We start from the raw sequence: 20,220 nt of genomic DNA, 5'->3' as shown, positions 1-20,220 counted from the left end.
TCGACGTGTACAGCGTGGTTCGCGAGTGTACGACGAGGATACCGCTGCAAATGACCCGGAAACGAAGATCAGGGGCGGGCGCGGAGACCGTTGACGAACGGGCAGCCGACGAGGCGGCGCAGCGCGCGGCTCAGCCCGGTGGCGTCGTCGACCGGCTCGTGGAACGGAATGCGGACGTCGTGGTCGCCGGTGCCGGATTCGATGCGCAGCCGCAGGCCGTACCGGTCGAGACCGAGGGGGCGGATGCGGCCGGTCCGCGCGGCCGGCGGGATGCGGCGGGCGATGCGCAGGACGATGTCGGCGTGGTCCTGCTCGAGGTGCTGCAGCCACGCGGTCTCGAGCGCGGCGAACGGGTCGGGCAGTGCGGTCAGCACGTCGTCGACCTCGACGGATTCGGCTCCGGTGGTGTCCGCGGCGACCACGGACGTCAGTTCGAGACGCAGCAGTTCGGTGCCGTGGCCGACGTCGAGCAGTTCCGGATGGGGCAGGTCCTCGGCGACCTCGGCGGCGAGTTCGCGGGGGTTCTCGACGGGGTGTAGCGACCCGCTGAGCCAGATCAGCGACCGCACCGGGTTGCGCAGCGCGATCGGCGAGTGGTCGGTGAGTTCGAGGACTGCGGGCAGTCCCGCGGGGCCGGCCTGCCAGGCGAGTGCGACGGCCGGGCAGTCGACGGGAACGGTGACGACGATGTCGCCGTCGGTGTGGAGGTGGTGGACCGCAGTGGTCACCGGGTCGCAGCCGTCGACGGCGAGAACGGTCGAATCGGCACGCACGAGGGCAGTGCACACCCGCTCTGCGGTGCTGGGGGCAGGAACGTCGGTGAGAGTCTGCATGCCGTCCTCCTCGGTAAGTAGGTGAGGCAAACCTAAGTCATTGTGGTGGGCGTCGCAAGAGTCTCCCGGGGCTAATCTGAATCGGTGTCGATCCCGCTCTCCCTCGGAATGCCGCCCTCCCGTGAAGAACCTCGCGGGCTCCTCGACGCGCTGCTGACCCACCGCGCGCCCGCGCCGGCGGACGTCCCCGCCCGCTTCCTCGCGCCGAGAATCGTGACCGCCGCCGACGCGGAGGCCGCCGGCGACGTGGTCGTCGAACTCGACGCCGGCGCCGAGGCTCCCGCCCCGGGCAGCCGCCGCCCGCTGCGCTACCAGATCGACTGTGCCCCCGAGTATCTCGACGACATCCTCGCGTTCACCGCGCCGGCGCCGCTGTGCGTGTACGTCACGGGGGACACCCTCGCCGACACCGCCCGCCGGCTCACCGAGGCCGGTCACGTCCCCGGCCTGCCCGCCGGCCGCAGCGCCGACGAGATCGCCGATTTCCTCGCCGTCCTCGCCCACTCCGACACCGGCTACGTCGCGCAGGCCCGCGACGCCGCCGAGGTGCTCGCGCTGCTGTCCGCGACCGCCGCGGCACTGAGCGGATTCGACGTGCGGCAGGCGGTCGCCGAACCCGACGCGGCCCGCCTCGCCGCCCTCGTCCCCGAGGCCGCCGCCGCGGTCCGCGAGATTCTGCTCACCGTCGAGGTCGACGACCCCGCCGCGATCGTCGCGGGACTGGCCGGCCTCGGCCTCACCCGCTAGCGCGGATAACGGTTCCCGTCACCCCGAGCGCAACGGGGCCGGAGCGCGAGATGCGATGCGTAACCTCGTAGGCGTGCCACGCATCGCCTACTTCGGTCCGACCGGGACCTTCACCGAAATGGCCCTCGCACGCCTCGAGGACACCGGAATCTTCGACGCCTCGGTCGAACGGGTGGCGGCGGCCAGCCCGCCCGCCGCGCTGCAACTGTTGCGCGACGGCGACGTCGACGGTGCCGTGGTGCCGATCGAGAGTTCCGTCGAAGGATCCGTCCCGCCGACCATGGACGCCCTGTCCATCGGACCCCGGCTACAGATCGTCGCGGAAACCGAACTCGACGTGACGTTCACCGTCGTCGCGCGCCCCGGCACCACCGCCGAGCAGGTCCGCACCCTCGCTGCGTACCCGGTCGCGGCGGCACAGGTGCGGCAGTGGGTCGCCGACAACCTGCCGCAGGCCCGGATCGTCACCGCCTCGTCGAACGCCGGCGCGGCGGAGGACGTCGCCGCCGGCAAGGCCGACGCCGGAATCTCGACCGCCCTCGCCGGTGAGCGGCTGGGCCTCGACGCCCTCGCCGAGAACGTCGCGGACTTCACCGGCGCCCGCACCCGGTTCGTGCTGCTCACCCGGCCCACGAAGACCCCGCCCCGCACCGGACGCGACCGCACCTCGGTGATCCTGCAGCTGCCGAACGAACCCGGATCGCTCGTACGGGCGATGACCGAGTTCGCGACCCGCGGCATCGACCTCACCCGCATCGAGTCGCGCCCGACCCGCCAGGAATACGGCACCTACTTCTTCCACTTGGACTGCGTGGGACACATCGACGACGCGCTCGTCGCCGAGGCACTCAAGGCCCTGCACCGATTCGCGCAGGTCCGGTTCCTCGGGTCGTGGGCGGCGGTCGCCGATAACGGTGTGCCCCCGGTGTCGGACGAGGCGGACGCGCAGTGGCTCGACGCGCTGCGACGGGGAGAGGAAGACCGGTGAGCGGCAGATTGATCCTGGCCCGGCACGGGCAGACGGTGGCGAACGTGGCGCGGCGGCTGGACACCAAGCTGCCCGGCGCCGAACTGACGGAACTGGGTATCGCCCAGGCACACACGCTCGGCACCAACCTGGCCGACCGGCCCCCGGCGCTGCTCGTCGCCTCCCAGGCGATTCGCGCCCGGCAGACCGCCCACCAGATCGAACTCGCAGCGGGGGTCGCCGCGACCGTCCGCGAGGGACTGCACGAGGTCCAGGCCGGCGACCTCGAGGACCGCAGCGACGAGGAATCGCACAAGCTGTTCATGAAGGTCTACGAGGCCTGGCACAGCGGCGACCTGCGCTCCCGGGTGCCCGGCGGTGAATCCGGCCTCGACGTGATCGACCGCTACGTACCGGTCGTCGAAGACCTGCGCGAGCACTACCTCGGCGACGGATCGGGCGACGTCGTAGTGGTCAGTCACGGTGCCGCGATCCGGCTGATCGCCGCGTACCTCGGCAAGGTGCCGGGTAGCTTCGCGACCAGCAACCACCTCGCGAACACCCAGACCGTCGAACTGGTGCCGCGTCCCGGGGGCGGCTGGGAATGCGTGCGGTGGGGCACCTTCCAGGCGCCCTTCCACGAAACCGGAGGCGCGGGCGCCGACGACCCGATGGGCTGAGCTACCGGTCCGGCCGGTCGTGTCCGAGCCGGGCCACCAGGTCGCCGAGCGCCTGCCGCAGGAACCCGCCGGTGCCGGAACTCAGCGTCGTCCACGCGGTGCCGTCGGGAGCCACCGACGACGTGCCGACGACCCGCCCCGCGGTGGTCTCGAAGACCGTGACGGGCCCGCCGGCCGGGGCCGTGGACCCGTCGCCGTACCGGAACCCGACGATCTCGGCGAACGTGCTGCACCGCCCGAGCGCCGGCCCGAGGGCAGCGGCTTCCGCCGCCGGCACCCCGGCCTCCGCCAGCAGCCGGGTGGTGCGCGCACCGTCCCCGGCTCCCTCGTTCAGTGCCGCGGACAGTCGCGCGGTCGGCAGGCTGACCCCGGCGGTGCGCGCCGGTTCGGCCGGGCCGAGCATCTGCACGATCGGGGACACGGAACCGGCGTCGACGTCGTCGAGGACGAAACCGCCGGGCACGGCCCGCACGGTCACCGTCCGCGAGCCGGCGCCGGACACCCCGGCCTCGGCGCTGCCGTGCGCGAGGCACAACCGGTCGACGGCGCCGTCGTGGAGTCGCCGCACCGCGATCTCCCACGCCGGTCGACCCAGGGTGCGGAGCCGGTCGACGATCACCGGGTGTGCCACTCCGGCCCGGACCAGGCCGCGCGCGGCGAGTCCGTCGGCGGCCCGGGTGCGCGCGACCTGCCGCTCGGTGTCGCTGTCGTGGTGATGACGATGCATCAGCACGACCGGCACCTCCGGTACCGCCGCCATCCCGAGCAGGACGTGCAGTTCGTCGTCGCTGACCGGGACCGGTCCCGGCGACGCGGATCCGGCGAGGACGCCGAGCGTGTCGATGGCGATCACCGGCCCGGTTCCGGGTCGGCGCCGAGCACGGAGGGGACCACGGTGCGGCCGTCGGCGAAGTGCTCGACGGTGGGACGGAAGTCGGTGCGGGTCTGCTCGCCTCGGTCGTCGTCACTGCCGCCGTCCGCCGCTCGGGCGGCCGCCGATCCGATGCCGTGTGCGGGAGCGGCCGGGCCGCCGATCGGGTCGCCGGAGACCCGGAGGTCGCCGCGGACCGGGCCGGTCGCGGTGCCGGTCGCGGTTCCGCCGGCGGTGGCTCCGATCGAGGAGATCCCGGCCGCGGTTCCGCCCGCGGCGGCGAGCCCTCCTGCTGTCGGAATCGCGCCGAGCCCCGAAGGACCGGCGATCGTTCCGGATCCGGTGATCGTCGCGGAGTGCACCGCGGCCGGTGCGGACGCGGCGCCGAGACCGGTGCCCGGCGTGTACGTCGACGTCGCGACGGTGGATGCGTGCCCCTGCCCGAACAGCGATGCGACCTGCGGCGCCGCCGATCCGGCGACACCGCTCCCGCCGGACGCCGCGACCTCGGCCGCGACCCGTCCGGCCTCTCCGCCCACGCTGCGGAGCACATCCCCGTTGCCCAGGGCTTCACCGACGCGCGAGGCCACCGAGTGGGCACCGTCGACGACGGACTGCACCGGATCGGAGAACTGCACGTGCTCGGTGCGTCCCATACGGGAGGCGACCGCCGCGAGTTCCTGCACACCGATCGATGCGGGCGCGTCGGCGGTCAGCGACGGCGGGGCGGTGAACCGGTCCGGGACCGCGGCGAACACCGTCGCCGCCTCGTAGGCCTCCATCGCGGCGGCCGCCCGCAGATCGAGCGCCTTCTCCGCGGCCTCCGCGGCCGCAGCAGCACCGTTGACCGCGCCGCCCGCCGTGTAGGCGGTGGCCTTCGCGGCCTGGACCGCGGCGATCTCGGGCAGGCTCGGCATCGCGATCAGCGCGGTCGCGTACGCCGCCGACCCGACCGCGGCCTTCTGCGCCGCCGCGGTGGCCTCCCCGACGACCGATTGCGTCCACGCGATGAACGGGCCGAGAGAGGTGATCGCGGAACCGCCGGTCGTGCCCTCCCAGCCGAGACCCAGTTCCGCCGCGACCCGGGTGAGGGTGAGGTCCGCGTCCGCGAAGGCCGCGGCGACCGCGGCCCAGCCCGGTCCGGCCGCGCCGATCGGCAGCGGTCCCGTCCCCGTGGTCAGGCTCGTCGAGTTCACGGTGGCGCCCCGCGGCAGCCACACCACCCCGGTCATTCCGAGCGTCATCGGTTCTCTACCTTTCTGACTGCGCGTCCGGAGAAGTCGGTCACATCGTGGCGTGCAGGGCGACGACCCGGCGTGCCTCGAGATCGGTGTAGTGCGCGGCCTGGCTGCGGATGGTCAGCGCTGCGGTCCGCAGTTCCTCGATGCCCTGGACGGCCGCCGGCCTGAAGCTCGCAGTAAGCCCGCCGAAGTGCTGCGAGATCAGCCGCGACACCTCTTCCGAGCCGGGTGGGGGCACATCCAGAGCCGGATCCGCGGCCTGGACGGACGCTTCGAGACGCAGCGCGAGCGCCTCGAGTTCGGCGGCGGCGAGGAGCAGAGCGTCGGGATCGACGCGAATGTGGTCGGGCACGGGCCGTTCTCCTGACATCTCGGGTGCGTGTGTGGGCGCGGGCGGCGATCCCTGCGCCGTCGAAGGGTTGGACGCGCCGCGGTCCGGATCGGTTCCGTTCGATTTGTGCCGGTATCCTCGAGCCCGTCAGTGACAGAGCGATCGATAGGTTGGGATGCGGTAATGGGAACTTCCACCGGCGACACCGTCACCGACGGGGTGGCCGTGCCGGATTGGCGGAAGCTCGAGGAGACCGAGCTCACCCCGATCCTGTCCGCCGCGCTCGACGCGTTCTACGAGACCGGCTTCCACGGCACGTCGGTGCGCGAGATCGCGCGGCGCGTGGGCGTGACGGTTCCGGCCCTGTACTACCACCACGAGAACAAGGAAGGGCTCCTCATCGCGCTGCTGGAGCTGTCGACCAGCGATGTGCTCGCGCGGGCGCACGCCGCGGACGCCGACGGCGGCGACGATCCGGTGAAGCGGCTGTCCAACGTCATCGAGGCCATCGTGCTGCGGATGACGCTGCGCGCGCGCCTCGCGGCCCTCGAGGGCGAGTCGCGGTATCTGAGCCCGGAGAACCGGCAGCGTTATCGCGCCGTCCGCAAGGGTGTCGAGCAGTTGGTCCGCAGCATTGTCGAGGAAGGGGCCGCGGCCGGCGTGTTCGACGTCGACGACCCCGCGGAGACCACCCGCGCGCTCCTCGGTATGTGCCAGTCCATCCCGCGCTGGTACCACTCCCAGGGCACACTCACCCCGGAAGAGGTCGCGGCGAAGTACGTGGCGATCGCTTTGAAAACGGTCGGGGCGGCCTGACCGTCGCCGGCCCGGCCGCCCCGTGACCCGATCGCCGGGTCAGCGATTGCGGTAGACCGCCGGTCGCTTCTCCATGAACGCGGTCGCGCCCTCGCGGAAGTCCTCGGCGGCGAGCAGTTTCAGCTGGCCGGCACGTTCCCGGGCGAACGCGGCGTCGAGTTCGGTCAGCGTCGCGTCGTTGATCGCGGCCTTCGTGGAACCGAATGCATCGGACGGCCCGTCGGCGATCCGCTGGGCCAGCGCCTCGATCGCGTCGGCGTATCCCTCATCGGGGTAGGTGTCGGCGATCAGGCCGGCCGCGACGGCCTCGGGGGCGGGCAGGCGCTCGGCCAGCAGCGCCATCTTCAACGCGCGGGCCCGTCCGATCGACGCGGCCACCAGCGCCGACGCGCCGCCGTCCGGCATGAGCCCGACCTTGGTGAACGCGAGCAGGAAGTACGTCGACTCGGCGGCGACCGTCAGATCGCACGCCAGAGCCAGCGAGACGCCGACACCGGCCGCGGGTCCGTTGACGGCCCCGATCACGGGACGCGGGAACGCACGAATGGCCGCGACCGCGCGGTTCGCGGCGTCGATGATCGCAGGGCTCGGAGGACCTGTGAGGTCCCTGCCCGAGAGGTCCGCGCCGGTGCAGAATGCCCGGCCCGCGCCGGTGAGGACCGCGACGCGCACGGACGCGTCGTCGGCGTGCTTCTCGAACGCGTCGGCGACCGCCTCGACGGTTTCGGCGGTGACCGCGTTCATGCGGGCGGGGCGGTTGATCGTGACGCGCAGGACGCCGTCGTCGACGAGGCTGTCGACGCCGGGGATGTCGGTGCTCATGAGGGCTCCTGTCGGTTCAGGGTTGGAGGGAGAGCGCGACCTTGCCGGTCGCGGTCCGGTCGGCGAGGGACAGCAGTGCGTCGGCTGCGCTGGTCATCGGGTGGAGCGTAGGTTCGGGGACCTGCAGTGCGCCGGATCGCAGCAGCGGTTCGAGCTGCGCCCACTGGCGGGCCGGGTAGTCGGGGAACGTGCGGACGTATTCGCCCCAGCCGGCGCCGACCACCGACGTGTTGCGCAGCAGAAGACGATTGACCTTCACGGTCGGGATCTCCCCGCCGGTGAAACCGAGCACGACGGCCCGCCCGTTGGGGGCGAGGCTGCGCAGGCTGTCGGTGAAACGGTCGCCGCCGACGGGGTCGAGGATGATGTCGACGCCGCGGCCACCGGTCAACTCGAGGACACGGTCCTTGAAGCCGTCCGCCGGGACGACGTGGGTGGCGCGATTGGCCCGGGCCACTTCGGCTTTCGCTTCGGTGCTCACCACTGCGACGGTCTCGAGACCGAGCGCCGCCGCGACCTGGAGGGCGGCGACGCCGACGCCGCCCGCGGCGCCGTGCACGAGCACGGTTTCACCGGGGCGGTAGCGGGCGCGTTCGTCGAGCGCGAAGTGGACGGTCAGGTAGTTCATGAGGAATCCCGCGCCGGCGGTCAGCGACACCGAATCCGGTAGGGGAAAAACGGAATTCGCGTCCACGGCGACGGTCTGCTGCCAGGCGCCGCCGACGGCGAGGACGGCGACGCGCTGTCCGGCGGTCAGGCCGCTGTCCGCCGGTGCGGAGCGCACGATGCCGGCGCCCTCGACGCCGAGGACGAACGGCAGGGGGCGCACCACCTGGTAGGAGCCGCTGGTCTGCAGCAGGTCGGGGAACGAGACGCCCGCGGCGTGCAGATCCACGATCACCGAGCCGGCCCAGGCGTCGGGTTCGGGGATGTCGACCAGGCGCAGACCGTCGGGGCCGGTCGTCTCGGTCAGTTGAACTGCCTGCATCGGGGTCTCCTCGTCGATGGGTCGACCGTCGCGGACGTGCACCGTGGTCCGCGACACAAGGCTCATCCTTACCAGAGCTCACCGATCGTGCGCTAGGTAAGCGGAGCCGTTGACCGAGCGATCGATCCGTGGTAGTCCTTTTAGCGATCGATAAGTAGAGCCTGGGAAGGAAATCGATGGCCGACGAAGCGACCACCACCGAACCCGCCGCGCTGTACGAGCGCCGCGGCAACGTCGCCCTCATCACGCTCAACCGCCCCAAGGCGCTCAACGCCGTCAATGCGGCGCTGTCCACCGCCGTCGGCACCCTGCTCGAGCAGGCCGAGGCGGACGACGACGTGCGCGTCGTCGTGATCACCGGTGCGGGCCGCGCGTTCTGCGCCGGTGCGGACCTCAAGGCGCTCGCCGCGGGCGAGAACACCGCCGCCGACGGCCATCCCGAGTGGGGCTTCGCCGGCTACGTCCAGCACTGGATCAGCAAGCCGACCATCGCCGCCGTCAACGGATTCGCGCTGGGTGGCGGCACCGAGCTGGTGCTCGCGTCCGATCTCGCCGTCGTCGACGAGGAGGCCAAGCTCGGCCTGCCCGAGGTCAAGCGCGGCCTGTTCGCCGCCGCGGGCGGTGTCATCCGCCTGCAGCAGCAGATCCCGCGCAAGATCGCGCTCGAACTCGCCCTCACCGGCGAACCGATCACGGCCGCAGAGGGCAAGGAGCTGGGCCTGGTCAACCGGATCGCTCCGGCCGGCACCGCGCTCGAGGTCGCCCTCGAGCTCGCCGAGAAGATCGCCGCGAACGCGCCGCTGTCGGTGCGCGAGTCGAAGGCCATGATCCACCGGACCGCGCACGCCGACGACTGGGGTTCCGCCGCGTGGGACGCCAACATCGCCTCGATGAAGGTCGTCTTCACCAGCGAGGACGCGAAGGAGGGCCCGACCGCCTTCGCCGAGAAGCGTGAACCGGTCTGGAAGGGCCGCTGACCCCACGAACCCGGTCCGGCGTCACGTCCCCTGCCGAGGCGCCGGACCGTAACCAACTTCCCCCGAAAGGAATTCGCCATGACCACTGCTGTCATCGTCGACGTCGTCCGCACCGCGGTCGGCAAGGGTAAGCCCGGCGGCGCCCTGTCCGGCACCCACCCCGTCGAGCTCCTCGCGCACGTGCTGCGGGAGATCGTGCAGCGCAACGGCATCGACCCCGCGCAGGTCGACGACGTCATCGGCGGCTGCGTCCAGCAGGTCGGCGAGCAGGCGCTGAACATCTCGCGCTCCGCTCTGCTGTCCGCGGGCTTCCCCGAGTCGGTCCCGGCCACCACCATCGACCGCCAGTGCGGCTCGAGCCAGCAGGCCGCCCACTTCGCCGCGCAGGGCGTCATCGCCGGCGCCTACGACATCGCGATCGCGTGCGGTGTCGAGTCGATGAGCCGCGTCCCGATGGGCACGGCCTCGATCGGCAAGGACGCCAACGGCCCGGGTGTCGCCGCCCGCTACCCCGAAGGCCTGGTCAACCAGGGCATCTCCGCCGAGCTGATCTCCGCGAAGTGGAAGTTCGACCGCGACGCGCTCGACGCGTTCTCCGCGCAGTCGCACCAGCGCGCCGCCGCCGCGATCGCCGCCGGGCACTTCGACAAGGAGATCGTGCCGATCACGGTCACCAACGCCGCGGGTGAGCAGGTCGAGCACAAGGTCGACGAGACGGTGCGCGCCTCGACCACGGTCGAGGGCCTGGCGGGCCTGAAGCCGTCGTTCTACACCGACGAGTACGCGGCCCGGTTCCCCGAGGCGCAGTGGATCATCACCCCCGGTAACTCCTCGCCGTTCACCGACGGCGCGTCGGCCGCCCTCATCATGAGCGAGGAGATGGCGAACAAGCTGGGCCTGACCCCGCGTGCCCGCTTCGTGTCGTTCTCCGTCATCGGTGACGACCCGCTGTTCATGCTCACCGCGCCCATCCCGGCGACGAAGAAGGTGCTCGCCAAGGCCGGCCTGACCATCGACGACATCGACGCCTACGAGGTCAACGAGGCCTTCGCGCCCGTCCCGCTCGCCTGGGCGCACGAGCTGAATGCCGATCCCGCCAAGCTCAACCCGTGGGGTGGGGCCATCTCGCTCGGCCACGCCCTCGGCTCCTCGGGCACCCGCCTGCTCTCCACCCTGGTCAATCACCTCGAGGCCACGGGTGGCCGGTACGGTCTCCAGACGATGTGTGAGGGCGCGGGCATGGCCAACGCCACCATCATCGAACGACTCTGATCCGCAACACGATTCGAAAGGTGTGAACATGATCGTCAACGACAGCGTTGCCGTCGTCACCGGCGGTGCCTCGGGCCTCGGCCTGGCCACCGTCAAGGCTCTGGTCGCCGACGGCGCCCAGGTCGTCATCATCGACCTGCCGTCGTCCAACGGTGAGACCGTCGCCAAGGAGCTCGGCGACCGCGTGCGTTTCGCCGCCGCGGACGTCACCGACGAGGCTGCCGTCGCCGAGGCGCTCGACCTGGCGGAGTCGCTCGGCCCGCTGCGTGTCGCGGTGAACTGCGCCGGCATCGGCAACGCCATCAAGACCGTCAGCAAGAACGGCGCGTTCCCGTTCGACGACTTCAAGAAGGTCGTGAACGTCAACCTGTTCGGCACGTTCAACGTCATCCGCCTCGCCGCGGAGCGCATCGCCAAGACCGAGCCCATCGACGGCGAGCGCGGCGTCATCATCAACACCGCCTCCGTCGCGGCCTTCGACGGCCAGATCGGCCAGGCCGCGTACTCCGCGTCCAAGGGCGGCGTCGTCGGCATGACCCTGCCGATCGCCCGTGACCTCGCGTCGCTGCTGATCCGCGTCGTCACCATCGCGCCGGGCCTGTTCAAGACCCCGCTGCTCGGCTCGCTGCCCGAGGAGGCCCAGAAGTCCCTCGGCGCGCAGGTTCCGCACCCGGCCCGCCTCGGCGATCCCTCCGAGTACGGTGCCCTGGCCGCGCACATCGTCGCCAACCCGATGCTCAACGGCGAGACCATCCGTCTCGACGGTGCCATCCGCATGGCCCCGCGCTGAATCGACGATGTGAGAGGACGGGGCCGATGACTGCGCAACCCGAACCGGAGTTCTCCGCCGACTGGCGGGTGTTCGAACCGTTGCAGCTCGGCCCCATCCTCGAACACGCCCTGGAAGCCTTCGGCGAGAACGGCTTCCACGGCACCACCGTCCGCGACCTGGCCCGCCGGGTCGGCGTGACGGTACCCGCGCTGTACTACCACCACGAGAACAAGGAAGCCGTTCTCGTGACGCTGCTCGACGCCGCCGTTCTCGACCTCATCGACCGTGTCCGCGCCGCGGTCGAGGACGGCGGCGCCGACCCGGTCGCCCGCTTCGCCAACGCGGTCGAGGCGATCGTGCTCAACATGACCTACCGCGCCAAGCGCTCCGGCCTGGATTCCGAACTACGGCACGTGTCCCCGGAGAACCGGCGCACCTACGCGGCAACCCGGAAACGGCTCGAGCTCATCGTGTTCGACCTCGTCCGTGACGGCGTGGAGCAGAACGTGTTCGACGTCGACGACATCGAGGAAACCGTGCGCGCGCTGCTCGGCATGTGCCAGTCCATCGCCCGCTGGTACCAGATCGACGGGCCGCTGACGCCGGACGAGGTCGCCGACCGATACCGAAACATCGCGCTGCGCATCGTCGGATACCGCAGCCCCGCCTGATCCCAGGAGAACCACTGTGCTGTCCACCGCCTTCACCGAGACCTTCGGAGTCCGCCACCCCATCGTGCAGGGCGGCATGCAATGGGTCGGCCGCGCCGAACTCGTCGCCGCCGTCGCCAACGCGGGCGCGCTCGGCATGATCACCGCGCTGACCCAGCCCACACCCGAGGATCTCGCGAAGGAGATCGCCCGCACCCGCGAGCTCACCGACCAGCCGTTCGGCGTGAATCTGACGATCCTGCCGGCGATCACCCCGCCGCCCTACGACGAATACCGCCAGGTCATCATCGAATCCGGTGTCAAGATCGTCGAGACGGCCGGTTCCAATCCGGGCCCGCACCTGCCCGACTTCCATGCCGCCGGTGTCAAGGTGCTGCACAAGTGCACCAGCGTCCGGCACGCGGTCAAGGCGCAGGACATCGGTGTCGACGGCATCAGCATCGACGGTTTCGAATGCGCCGGTCACCCGGGTGAGGACGACGTGCCGGGCTTGGTGCTCATCGCCGCCGCGGCCGAGCAGATCACCATCCCCATGATCGCGTCGGGTGGATTCGGCGACGGCCGCGGTCTCGTCGCGGCGCTCGCGCTCGGTGCCGACGGCATCAACATGGGCACCCGGTTCATGTGCACCGAGGAATCGCCGATCCACCGGAACATCAAGGAAGCCATCGTCGCGGCGAACGAGACCGATACGGAACTGATCTTCCGGCCGCTGCGCAACACCGCGCGCGTCGCGAGCAACACCGTCAGCCGGGAGGTCGTCGAGATCCTCGACCGCGGAGGGAAGTTCGAGGACGTGCGCGAACTGGTCGCCGGTGCCCGCGGCCGCCTCGTGTACGAGAACGGTGATCCCGAGGCGGGCATCTGGACCGTCGGAACGGTCCAGGGCATCATCCACGACATCCCCACGGCCGGTGAGCTCGTCGAGCGCATCGTCGCCGAGGCCGAAGCACTGATCTCCGAGCGTCTCGCGGGCATGATGTCGCGCGTGAACGCCTGACCACAGAAATATTGGGGGACACCATGAAACGCACACTGTTCGAAGCTGACCACGAGGCGTACCGGGAGACCGTGCGCGAGTTCCTCGCCCGCGAGGTCGTGCCGAACTACGAACGCTGGGAAGAAGAGCGGCTCATCGACCGCAACGTCTACCTGGAAGCGGGCAAGTCCGGGATCCTGGGTCTCGGTGTGCCGGAGGAGTTCGGCGGCTCCGGCGTCACCGATTTCCGGTTCCGGCACGTCGTCCAGGAGGAGATCGCGCGCACCGGCACCACGTCCTTCGGCGCGACCCTCGCACTGCAGGACCACATCGTCATTCCCTACATCCTGCATCTCGGTACCGAGGAGCAGAAGGCCCGCTGGCTGCCGCGCATGGCGGCCGGCGAGGTGATCGGCGCGATCGCGATGACCGAACCGGGCGCCGGATCGGACCTGCAGGGCGTCAAGACCACCGCCGTGCGCGACGGTGACGAATGGGTCATCAACGGCCAGAAGACGTTCATCACCAACGGTATCCACTCCGATCTGGTGATCGTCGTGTGCCGGACGGATCCGGGTGCCGGCGCCAAGGGATTCTCGCTCATCGTGGTCGAGCGCGACACCCCCGGATTCAGCCGTGGACGCAAGCTGCACAAGGTGGGCCTCGCAGCCCAGGACACCGCCGAGCTCGTCTTCGAGGACGCGCGGGTGCCGGCGGAGAACCTCCTCGGTGGCGAGGGTCGCGGGTTCTTCCACCTCATGGAGAACCTGCCGCTCGAGCGTATCGGCATCGCCGTCTCCGCGATCACGTCGGCCCGCGCCGCGTACGAGTGGACCAAGCGGTATGCGTTCGAGCGCAAGGCATTCGGCAAGCCGATCGGCGACCTGCAGAACACCCGTTTCGTGCTCGCCGAGATGCTCACCGAGATCGAGGTCACCGAGTCGCACATCGACCGGTGCGTGCTCGCGCTCAACGCCGGCGAGCTCACGGCGGTGGATGCGTCGAAGGCCAAATGGTGGGCGACCGAACTGCAGAAGCGTGTCGTCGACCGCGGTGTGCAGTTGCACGGTGGTTACGGCTACATGATGGAGTACCCGATCGCGCGCGCCTACGTCGACGCCCGCATCCAGACGATCTACGGTGGCACCACCGAGATCATGAAGGAGATCATCGGCCGCGACATCGCGTCCAAATTCGCCTGATCCCGTTGGGTGATGGGGGCCCGGGACCGACTGGGTTCCCATCACCTCCACGTGAGGAGTGAGCATGTTCGACCTGACGGGTAAGCGTGCGCTGGTCACCGGCGGATCCGCCGGTATCGGTCTGGGGATGGCCCGCGGGCTCGCCCGTGCCGGGGCGGATGTGGCGCTGTGGGGCCGCAGTTCCGGCAAGCTCGAGGCCGCGGCGTCGGGGCTCGCGGAATTCGGTGGCCGGGTCGTCACCCGTTCGGTCGACGTCGCCGACGAGCAGGCGGTCGTCGACGCGACCGCCGCCACCGTCGAGGAACTCGGCGGGCTGGACGTGGTCGTCGTCAACGCCGGAATCAGTGTGCCGCTGGCGAAGTTCGTCGAATCGACCACCGAGAACTACCGGAAGGTGATGGACACCAACCTCGACGGCGCGTACTTCACGCTGCGCGAGACCACCAAGTACCTGGTCGCCCAGGGGGTCGGCGGATCAGTGATCGTCACGTCGAGCCTCGGTGCGCACGAGGGCGCGGGACGCAACCAGGCCTACGGTGCGTCCAAGGCCGGGGTCTTGGCCCTGGCCAACGGGTGCGCGGTCGAGTTGGCGCGCTACGGCATTCGCGTCAACAGCGTGCTGCCGGGCTGGGTCGCGACGGACATGACGGGTCCGCTGGTCGAGTCCGAGAACTTCAACTCCCACGTCATCTCCAGGGTGCCGTTGGGACGCTGGGCGACCCCCGAGGACTTCGAGGGCATCGCCGTGTACCTCGCGAGCGACGCGTCCGGATTCCAGACGGGCAGCTCGACATTGATCGACGGCGGATACAGCATTTTCTGACGAGGAGGATCGGGCGGGGATTCAGCCCTGCCCGATCCGTTCGAGAGCGCGGCGGAACAGGCTCAGCGTCGTCGCATGCAACCGCTGCCCGACCTCGGGGTCGGCCTTGCCCGCGAATGCCCGCGCGTAGGTGCCCTCGAGGATGATGCCGAGTTTGAAACACGCCAGCACCACATACCAGTCGAGAGCGGACAGATCCCGATCCGATTGCGCCGCATAACGTTCGACGAGCTCGTCGCGCGTCGCGAGACCGCCCGCGTCGCCGAGGGCACCGCCGATCGTGCTCTCGTCGTTGCCGTGCTCCGGCCAGGTCGCGAGGAGCCAGCCGAGGTCGAGCAGCGGGTCGCCGATCGTGCACATCTCCCAGTCGAGGATCGCCGCGACCTCCGGTGACGACGGCGAGAACATCACATTGCCGATGTGGTAGTCGCCGTGCAGAATTCCCGGTGTCCACCGCTGCGGCACCGACCGTGCCAGCCAGTCCGCGATCGCGTCGACACCCGGTAGCGGTTCACCCGGATACCCGTCGAGCGCGGTGTAGGACTCGAGTTCGCGCAGCCACCGGGGGACCTGCCGTTCGACGAAACCCTCCGGGTGCCCGAAATCGCCCAGGCCGATGGCGGTGTGGTCGACGGACGCGAGGGTCGCGAGGGCGTCGATCATCGACAGGCCCATTCGGTGCCGGATCTCCGGATCGGAGGCGTGCGGTTCGGGTAGCGCCACGAACGCGTTGAAGCCGTCGACCGGTTCGACGAGGTAGAACGCGGCACCGGGCCAGACGTCCTCCTCGGGGCACGCCGCGATCAGACGCGGATGCGGAACGTCGGTGCCGGACAGGGCGTCCAGTATCCGCATCTCCCGGCGCAGCACGTCGTTCGTGCGCGGTCGCAGGTGGCGCGGGCCGCGCCGCACCACGAACGAGCGGTCGCCGCGGGTGAACCGGACCATCAGGTTCTGGGTTCCGCCGGTCAGCTGCTCGAGGTCGGTGACCGGGCCGTGCCCGAAGCCGCGGGCGCTCATCCAGTCGTCGAGCGCGGTGATCTCGTCACCGGCCAGTGGCGAATCGGTCGTGGTGTCGCTCATCGCCGTGACCTTAGCGGCCGCGCGCCACGTGGTGGGAAAAAGCGGGCAGACCCATTGCGTGAGCAAAGGTCTTCGGTAATTGTTGGGTAAACCGGTGACACCGGACACACTCTCCCCGAAAAGGATGAACATGTCACTCACTGCCCTGCTGGAACTCGAGTTCAAGCCCGACGCCCTCGACGACGCGAAGAAGGTCATGGAGCGGGTGCTCGGCGAGACGCGTGAATTCGACGGCTGCCTCGGCATCGAGATCCTGGTCGACAAGGGCAACGAGGCCCGCTGGGTCATCGTCGAGAAGTGGCAGTCGGAGGAGCACGACACCGCCTACCGCAAGTTCCGCGCCGGCCCCGGAGCGATCACCGATCTCGGTCCGCTGCTGGCCGGTGCGCCGAAACTCACGCACTACAACGAACTCTGACAGTCACGCGGGCGTGGGACGTCACCGTCCCACGCCCGCGGTCTGTCTTCTTCCGGCGTTTACAGGGCCAGGCGCGCGCGAGCGTCGGCGTATTCGGCGCGGAAGCGGTCGACGACATCCGCGACGGACGTGACGGCCTCGATCGATCCGACGCCGTGCCCGGCGCCCCAGATGTCCCGCCACGCCTTCGGACCGCGCGCGCCGCCGTCCGTGGCGGTCTCGGCCCCCAGGTTCATCTTCGACGGATCCGAGGTCTCGAGATTGTCCGGGTCCATGCCCGCCGCGGCGATGCTGCCGCGCAGGTAGTTGGCGTGAACGCCGCTGAACAGGTTCGTGTAGACGATGTCGGACGCGGTCGAATCGACCAGCATCTGCTTGTAGGCGTCCGACGCGTTGGCCTCGGTGGTCGCGATGAACGCCGAGCCGACGTACGCGAGGTCGGCGCCGGCGGCCTGCGCGGCCAGGATCGAGTTGCCGTGCGCGATCGACCCGGACAGCAGCAGCGGACCGTCGAACCAGGTGCGGATCTCCTGGATCAGCGCGAACGGCGACTGGGTGCCGGCGTGACCGCCCGCCCCGGCGGCGACCGCGATCAGACCGTCCGCGCCCTTCTCGATCGCCTTCTTCGCGAACCGGTTGTCGATGACGTCGTGCAGCACGATGCCGCCGTAGGAGTGCACGGCGTCGTTGACGTCCTGCCGGGCGCCGAGCGAGGTGATGACGATCGGCACCTCGAACTCGACGACGGTCGCGAGGTCCTCGGCGAGCCGGTCGTTCGACTTGTGGACGATGAGATTCACCGCGAACGGGGCCGCCGGCGAATCGGGATTGTTGGCGTCGTGCTTGGCCAGTTCCTCGGTGATCCGCATCAGCCATTCGCGCAGCTGCGACTGTGGGCGCGCGTTGAGCGTCGGGAACGAACCGACGATCCCTGCCTTGCACTGCGCGATCACCAGGTCCGGGTTGGACACGATGAACATCGGCGAGGCGACGACGGGCAGGCGCAGGCGGTCGCGCAGGACGGGCGGCAGACTCATCGATTTTCTCCTGAGGGTAGGGGGGTCAGGCTTGGCCGAGTTGGGCGGCCATGCGGGGGATCAGTGCCTGCAGGCCCTTGATCGGGCGGACCATGACCGTGAATCGGGTGATGCGGTCGTGTTCGTCCCACTCGATCATGTCCACCCCGTTGACCTGGACCCCGTCGAGATCGGCGACGAACTCGAGCACCGCCGAGTTCGGGGCGTACCACTCGCCGACGAAGTGGAATCCGGTGCCGTCGCCGAACACGGTCACCGCCGCACGGAGGTAGGCGAGCGTCGCGGCCTTGCCTTCCTGCGGGGTGAAGACGACCGGAGACCGGAAGACGGCGTCGTCGGCGATCAGCGCGTCGAGCGCGGCGAGGTCCTTCGTCTCGGTCACGCGGTGCCAGCGGTCGACTACAACAGGGCGCTCGGTGTTCGTCACGGTGGTCGCCTCTCGGTCGCGGGATGCTGCCGAGCGTAGGGCCCTCACCATTAAACAGTCAATGGTGACCGTTCATCGGGGTTGCAGGCTGCGGGTCGATGGTCGGTCCTCGAAGGGCCGTTCGCGAGTGCAGCCCGAGAGGCCGCAGACCCGACAATGTAAGGTCCTACGGCATGGGTGACATTCTCGAAATCGTGGGCGTGGCTGTGGTGATCATCGTGGTGCTGCAGGTGATCTTGGGATCGCTGGCACTGCTGTGGATCTCGACGGTCAACCCGCACTTCATGCAGCGCAACAAGTGACGCGCTGAGCTCGTAGAACAACTGGGCTCGTAGAACAACAGAGCTCGTAGAACAACAGGCTTGTAGAACACGCGCTGGGGCGGCCGGTCCGGTCAGCCCCAGCCCAGTTCGTGGAGGCGGTCCTCCTCGATTCCGAAGTAGTGCGCTATCTCGTGGATCACGGTGACCGCCACTTCGTGCACCACATCGTCCTCGGACTCGCAGATGTCGAGGATCGCGTCCCGGTAGACGGTGATCGTGTCCGGCAGCGACCCGGCATAGTGCGAGTCGCGTTCCGTCAGCGCAATCCCGTGGTAGAGGCCCAGCAGGTCCGGCTCCTCGTCGTGCCGCGCATCGACGAGCACCACCACGTTGTCGATCGCCTCGGCGAGCTGCTGCGGAATCAGGTCCAATGCCTCGGAGACCAGTTCCTCGAAGCGTTCCTCGTCCATCCGGACACTCATCGCGTGCCGCCCGGGAGCGGAGCCGCACCCGGCAGCGGGGTCGGCAGCGACCGCCCCTCCGGCACCGGCGGCGGCGGGACCGGCGGCTGGCCGTCGATCAGGATGTCGCCCTTCGCCGAACCGGTGATCGACGCGAATCCACCCCCGTCGACCTGCTTGCCGACCGAGCAGTTCACCTTGCGGCTGCCCGCGAGCCAGCTGTCGAAGTCCAGGTTGTCCCAGAACAGCGTCAGCGTCTTGTTGCGCAGTGCCTCCGGATCGCCCAGGTAGGCGTTGGTGGTCTCGGTGCACGTCGCCTCGAGGTACTTGTCCTGGTCCTCCGTGCTCGGCACCCCGCCGGGGAACTGGGCGGACATGTCCACCACCGCGGCGACCTCGAACGCGTGCGGTTGCGCGCAGTCCACCGGATCGGCGGGCACCCCGTTGTTGATGCCGATGCAGGTGCCGACCTCCCACGCGCGGGACTGGTCCTGATCGGCGACGCGACCCTCGATCGGCAGCAGATTGCCGGTCGTCGACGAGAACTGCAGCCCGCATCGCAGGGTGCGTTCGCCGGCTTCCCAGCCAGCTTCACCCGGATTGATAAGGCCGACGCTGAACTTGCCGTGCGGGTCGAAACGACCCTGCAGGTAATCCATGGCGGCGGGCGCGCAATGTTCGTCGCGCAGTTCCGTGAACCGCAGGACCGACGGGAATCGCGAGCCCGGACCCCACTCCGCGCCCGGGAACACGCTCAGGTCGATGTCCTCGACCACCTCGAACAGGTGGGTCTGCTCGCAGTCGACCTTCTCCAGATCGCTGGCGTCGATCGCCGACCAGGTCAGGCAGTCCCCGGCGACCGCGGTACCGAACGCTTCACCGGCCACCGCCCCGGTCGTGCGCAGCGCGCTGCCCGTGGGGGTCTCGTCGTCGGAGTCACCGAACCCGGCGAACACGGCGGTCGCGACGGCGGCGAGAACCGCGCCCGCGGCGACCAGTATCAATGCGCGACGGGTCAGCTGCGCTGACGGTGCGCGACGGGTCAGCTTCGCGGACGGCGGGCGCCGCGTGGACTGCTGTTCTTTCTCCTCGGCCATCGTCATCCATCATGCCTGGCGCCGGTGTGGGGAGTAATTTCGGTGTTCGTGACGGACGATCCGATCGATCCCGAAGTCCAGGAAATCGCCCAGCGGATGTTCGACGCGGCGCGGGCCGGTGACGCGGACACGCTCGCCGCCTTTCTCGATGCGGGCGGCCCGGTGAATCTCACCAACGGCACCGGCGACACCCTGCTCATGCTCGCCGCCTATCACGCGCATCCCGGGGCCGTGAATCTCCTGATCGAGCGGGGTGCCGACGTCGACCGGCTCAACGATCGCGGGCAGTCGCCCCTCGCGGGCGCGGTGTTCAAGGGGGCGGAAGAGGTGGTGCGGGCGCTCGTGGCGGCCGGTGCGGACCCCTACGTCGGCTATCCCACCGCGGACGATGCCGCGCGGATGTTCGGGAGGGACGACTACCAGCAACTCTGGCACCGGTAGG

The 20,220-nt window shown here is 69.9% G+C and carries 25 protein-coding genes; 14 read left to right on the top strand and 11 right to left on the bottom strand.

Annotation, left to right across the window (positions count from 1 at the left end; genetic code table 11):
- Positions 1 to 68 precede the first annotated feature (68 nt).
- A complete protein-coding gene (locus ACWDUD_RS08250) occupies positions 69 to 833 on the bottom strand; it encodes a DUF2470 domain-containing protein (protein ID WP_450109004.1) in 765 nt (254 codons plus the stop codon).
- An 84-nt stretch (positions 834 to 917) separates the two neighbouring features.
- Here ACWDUD_RS08250 and ACWDUD_RS08245 point away from each other — a divergent pair, with 84 nt between their 5' ends.
- The 3 genes from ACWDUD_RS08245 to ACWDUD_RS08235 all read left to right on the top strand — a co-directional run bounded on the left by ACWDUD_RS08245 (position 918) and on the right by ACWDUD_RS08235 (position 3,227).
- Positions 918 to 1,580, top strand: coding sequence for a hypothetical protein (locus tag ACWDUD_RS08245; RefSeq protein WP_450109003.1), 663 nt, complete (start codon positions 918 to 920; stop codon positions 1,578 to 1,580).
- 73 nt (positions 1,581 to 1,653) lie between these two features.
- A complete protein-coding gene (gene pheA / locus ACWDUD_RS08240; protein WP_450109002.1) occupies positions 1,654 to 2,568 on the top strand; it encodes a prephenate dehydratase in 915 nt (304 codons plus the stop codon).
- Positions 2,565 to 3,227, top strand: a complete 663-nt coding sequence (locus tag ACWDUD_RS08235) for a histidine phosphatase family protein (protein ID WP_450109001.1) — start codon at positions 2,565 to 2,567, stop codon at positions 3,225 to 3,227. Before pheA ends, ACWDUD_RS08235 begins: the two co-directional genes overlap by 4 nt.
- Before the next feature lies 1 nt (position 3,228).
- Here ACWDUD_RS08235 and ACWDUD_RS08230 read toward each other — a convergent pair whose 3' ends face one another.
- From ACWDUD_RS08230 to ACWDUD_RS08220, 3 genes are read right to left on the bottom strand one after another with little or no spacing between them, the layout of a single operon-like run.
- Positions 3,229 to 4,080, bottom strand: coding sequence for an ESX secretion-associated protein EspG (locus ACWDUD_RS08230; RefSeq protein WP_450109000.1), 852 nt, complete (start codon positions 4,078 to 4,080; stop codon positions 3,229 to 3,231).
- On the bottom strand, positions 4,077 to 5,342 hold the full coding sequence (locus tag ACWDUD_RS08225; RefSeq protein ID WP_450108999.1) for a PPE domain-containing protein: 1,266 nt from the start codon (positions 5,340 to 5,342) through the stop codon (positions 4,077 to 4,079). Before ACWDUD_RS08225 ends, ACWDUD_RS08230 begins: the two co-directional genes overlap by 4 nt.
- A 40-nt stretch (positions 5,343 to 5,382) precedes the next feature.
- Entirely contained in the window at positions 5,383 to 5,691 is a 309-nt protein-coding gene (locus ACWDUD_RS08220; RefSeq protein WP_450108998.1) for a PE family protein, read from the bottom strand.
- A gap of 162 nt (positions 5,692 to 5,853) precedes the next feature.
- On the opposite strand from ACWDUD_RS08220, the gene ACWDUD_RS08215 reads away from it, so the two are divergent.
- A complete protein-coding gene (locus ACWDUD_RS08215; RefSeq protein WP_197250622.1) occupies positions 5,854 to 6,486 on the top strand; it encodes a TetR/AcrR family transcriptional regulator in 633 nt (210 codons plus the stop codon).
- 39 nt (positions 6,487 to 6,525) lie between these two features.
- On the opposite strand, the gene ACWDUD_RS08210 is transcribed toward ACWDUD_RS08215, so the two are convergent.
- On the bottom strand, positions 6,526 to 7,308 hold the full coding sequence (locus ACWDUD_RS08210) for an enoyl-CoA hydratase (RefSeq protein WP_450108997.1): 783 nt from the start codon (positions 7,306 to 7,308) through the stop codon (positions 6,526 to 6,528).
- Between the two features lie 16 nt (positions 7,309 to 7,324).
- The gene (locus tag ACWDUD_RS08205; protein WP_450108996.1) at positions 7,325 to 8,296 is read right to left on the bottom strand and encodes an NADPH:quinone oxidoreductase family protein; all 972 of its coding nucleotides are present in this window, start codon (positions 8,294 to 8,296) and stop codon (positions 7,325 to 7,327) included.
- A 176-nt stretch (positions 8,297 to 8,472) separates the two neighbouring features.
- Here ACWDUD_RS08205 and ACWDUD_RS08200 point away from each other — a divergent pair, with 176 nt between their 5' ends.
- The 7 genes from ACWDUD_RS08200 to ACWDUD_RS08170 all read left to right on the top strand — a co-directional run bounded on the left by ACWDUD_RS08200 (position 8,473) and on the right by ACWDUD_RS08170 (position 14,992).
- A complete protein-coding gene (locus tag ACWDUD_RS08200; RefSeq protein ID WP_197250624.1) occupies positions 8,473 to 9,273 on the top strand; it encodes a crotonase/enoyl-CoA hydratase family protein in 801 nt (266 codons plus the stop codon).
- Between the two features lie 78 nt (positions 9,274 to 9,351).
- A complete protein-coding gene (locus ACWDUD_RS08195) occupies positions 9,352 to 10,545 on the top strand; it encodes a thiolase family protein (protein WP_450108995.1) in 1,194 nt (397 codons plus the stop codon).
- 28 nt (positions 10,546 to 10,573) lie between these two features.
- Positions 10,574 to 11,335, top strand: coding sequence for a 3-hydroxyacyl-CoA dehydrogenase (locus tag ACWDUD_RS08190; RefSeq protein WP_450108994.1), 762 nt, complete (start codon positions 10,574 to 10,576; stop codon positions 11,333 to 11,335).
- A 26-nt stretch (positions 11,336 to 11,361) separates the two neighbouring features.
- Positions 11,362 to 11,988, top strand: a complete 627-nt coding sequence (locus tag ACWDUD_RS08185; protein ID WP_450108993.1) for a TetR/AcrR family transcriptional regulator — start codon at positions 11,362 to 11,364, stop codon at positions 11,986 to 11,988.
- 16 nt (positions 11,989 to 12,004) lie between these two features.
- The gene (locus tag ACWDUD_RS08180) at positions 12,005 to 12,988 is read left to right on the top strand and encodes an NAD(P)H-dependent flavin oxidoreductase (RefSeq protein WP_450108992.1); all 984 of its coding nucleotides are present in this window, start codon (positions 12,005 to 12,007) and stop codon (positions 12,986 to 12,988) included.
- 23 nt (positions 12,989 to 13,011) lie between these two features.
- On the top strand, positions 13,012 to 14,169 hold the full coding sequence (locus ACWDUD_RS08175; protein ID WP_450108991.1) for an acyl-CoA dehydrogenase family protein: 1,158 nt from the start codon (positions 13,012 to 13,014) through the stop codon (positions 14,167 to 14,169).
- A 64-nt stretch (positions 14,170 to 14,233) separates the two neighbouring features.
- Complete coding sequence (locus tag ACWDUD_RS08170; protein WP_450108990.1) at positions 14,234 to 14,992, top strand: SDR family NAD(P)-dependent oxidoreductase; 759 nt, start codon at positions 14,234 to 14,236, stop codon at positions 14,990 to 14,992.
- Positions 14,993 to 15,013: 21 nt separating this feature from the next.
- Here the strand turns inward: ACWDUD_RS08170 and ACWDUD_RS08165 are convergent, their stop codons facing one another.
- The gene (locus tag ACWDUD_RS08165; protein WP_450108989.1) at positions 15,014 to 16,075 is read right to left on the bottom strand and encodes a phosphotransferase family protein; all 1,062 of its coding nucleotides are present in this window, start codon (positions 16,073 to 16,075) and stop codon (positions 15,014 to 15,016) included.
- 130 nt (positions 16,076 to 16,205) lie between these two features.
- Here ACWDUD_RS08165 and ACWDUD_RS08160 point away from each other — a divergent pair, with 130 nt between their 5' ends.
- Positions 16,206 to 16,493, top strand: coding sequence for a putative quinol monooxygenase (locus ACWDUD_RS08160; RefSeq protein WP_197250633.1), 288 nt, complete (start codon positions 16,206 to 16,208; stop codon positions 16,491 to 16,493).
- A gap of 59 nt (positions 16,494 to 16,552) precedes the next feature.
- On the opposite strand, the gene ACWDUD_RS08155 is transcribed toward ACWDUD_RS08160, so the two are convergent.
- The gene (locus tag ACWDUD_RS08155) at positions 16,553 to 17,530 is read right to left on the bottom strand and encodes an NAD(P)H-dependent flavin oxidoreductase (protein WP_197250634.1); all 978 of its coding nucleotides are present in this window, start codon (positions 17,528 to 17,530) and stop codon (positions 16,553 to 16,555) included.
- Positions 17,531 to 17,555: 25 nt separating this feature from the next.
- Positions 17,556 to 17,957 carry a nuclear transport factor 2 family protein gene (locus tag ACWDUD_RS08150; protein WP_450108988.1) on the bottom strand — a complete coding sequence of 134 codons (402 nt, stop codon included), beginning with the start codon at positions 17,955 to 17,957 and terminating at the stop codon, positions 17,556 to 17,558.
- A 173-nt stretch (positions 17,958 to 18,130) separates the two neighbouring features.
- Here ACWDUD_RS08150 and ACWDUD_RS08145 point away from each other — a divergent pair, with 173 nt between their 5' ends.
- Positions 18,131 to 18,259 carry a hypothetical protein gene (locus ACWDUD_RS08145; protein ID WP_269437518.1) on the top strand — a complete coding sequence of 43 codons (129 nt, stop codon included), beginning with the start codon at positions 18,131 to 18,133 and terminating at the stop codon, positions 18,257 to 18,259.
- A gap of 92 nt (positions 18,260 to 18,351) precedes the next feature.
- On the opposite strand, the gene ACWDUD_RS08140 is transcribed toward ACWDUD_RS08145, so the two are convergent.
- Positions 18,352 to 18,690, bottom strand: coding sequence for a metallopeptidase family protein (locus ACWDUD_RS08140; protein WP_374068551.1), 339 nt, complete (start codon positions 18,688 to 18,690; stop codon positions 18,352 to 18,354).
- 8 nt (positions 18,691 to 18,698) lie between these two features.
- Positions 18,699 to 19,778 carry a septum formation family protein gene (locus tag ACWDUD_RS08135; protein ID WP_450108987.1) on the bottom strand — a complete coding sequence of 360 codons (1,080 nt, stop codon included), beginning with the start codon at positions 19,776 to 19,778 and terminating at the stop codon, positions 18,699 to 18,701.
- Positions 19,779 to 19,874: 96 nt separating this feature from the next.
- Between ACWDUD_RS08135 and ACWDUD_RS08130 the strand changes: the two genes are divergently transcribed.
- The gene (locus tag ACWDUD_RS08130) at positions 19,875 to 20,219 is read left to right on the top strand and encodes an ankyrin repeat domain-containing protein (RefSeq protein WP_197250643.1); all 345 of its coding nucleotides are present in this window, start codon (positions 19,875 to 19,877) and stop codon (positions 20,217 to 20,219) included.
- Position 20,220: the final 1 nt, after the last annotated feature.

This window comes from Rhodococcus sp. NPDC003382 (genome assembly GCF_053589135.1).
Note: the sequence above shows the minus strand (reverse complement) of the source record. Positions and strands in the feature narration are given on the sequence as shown.

Coding starts and splice junctions, on each gene's coding strand:
- ACWDUD_RS08200 (WP_197250624.1), top strand. CDS start 8,473: ATGGCCGACGAAGCGACCACCACCGAACCCGCCGCGCTGTACGAGCGC.
- ACWDUD_RS08165 (WP_450108989.1), bottom strand. CDS start 16,075: ATGAGCGACACCACGACCGATTCGCCACTGGCCGGTGACGAGATCACC.
- ACWDUD_RS08155 (WP_197250634.1), bottom strand. CDS start 17,530: ATGAGTCTGCCGCCCGTCCTGCGCGACCGCCTGCGCCTGCCCGTCGTC.
- ACWDUD_RS08185 (WP_450108993.1), top strand. CDS start 11,362: ATGACTGCGCAACCCGAACCGGAGTTCTCCGCCGACTGGCGGGTGTTC.
- ACWDUD_RS08135 (WP_450108987.1), bottom strand. CDS start 19,778: ATGGCCGAGGAGAAAGAACAGCAGTCCACGCGGCGCCCGCCGTCCGCG.
- ACWDUD_RS08215 (WP_197250622.1), top strand. CDS start 5,854: ATGGGAACTTCCACCGGCGACACCGTCACCGACGGGGTGGCCGTGCCG.
- ACWDUD_RS08145 (WP_269437518.1), top strand. CDS start 18,131: ATGGGTGACATTCTCGAAATCGTGGGCGTGGCTGTGGTGATCATCGTG.
- ACWDUD_RS08205 (WP_450108996.1), bottom strand. CDS start 8,296: ATGCAGGCAGTTCAACTGACCGAGACGACCGGCCCCGACGGTCTGCGC.
- ACWDUD_RS08225 (WP_450108999.1), bottom strand. CDS start 5,342: ATGACGCTCGGAATGACCGGGGTGGTGTGGCTGCCGCGGGGCGCCACC.
- ACWDUD_RS08190 (WP_450108994.1), top strand. CDS start 10,574: ATGATCGTCAACGACAGCGTTGCCGTCGTCACCGGCGGTGCCTCGGGC.
- ACWDUD_RS08250 (WP_450109004.1), bottom strand. CDS start 833: ATGCAGACTCTCACCGACGTTCCTGCCCCCAGCACCGCAGAGCGGGTG.
- ACWDUD_RS08210 (WP_450108997.1), bottom strand. CDS start 7,308: ATGAGCACCGACATCCCCGGCGTCGACAGCCTCGTCGACGACGGCGTC.
- ACWDUD_RS08175 (WP_450108991.1), top strand. CDS start 13,012: ATGAAACGCACACTGTTCGAAGCTGACCACGAGGCGTACCGGGAGACC.
- ACWDUD_RS08140 (WP_374068551.1), bottom strand. CDS start 18,690: ATGGACGAGGAACGCTTCGAGGAACTGGTCTCCGAGGCATTGGACCTG.
- ACWDUD_RS08160 (WP_197250633.1), top strand. CDS start 16,206: ATGTCACTCACTGCCCTGCTGGAACTCGAGTTCAAGCCCGACGCCCTC.
- ACWDUD_RS08195 (WP_450108995.1), top strand. CDS start 9,352: ATGACCACTGCTGTCATCGTCGACGTCGTCCGCACCGCGGTCGGCAAG.
- ACWDUD_RS08170 (WP_450108990.1), top strand. CDS start 14,234: ATGTTCGACCTGACGGGTAAGCGTGCGCTGGTCACCGGCGGATCCGCC.
- ACWDUD_RS08130 (WP_197250643.1), top strand. CDS start 19,875: ATGTTCGACGCGGCGCGGGCCGGTGACGCGGACACGCTCGCCGCCTTT.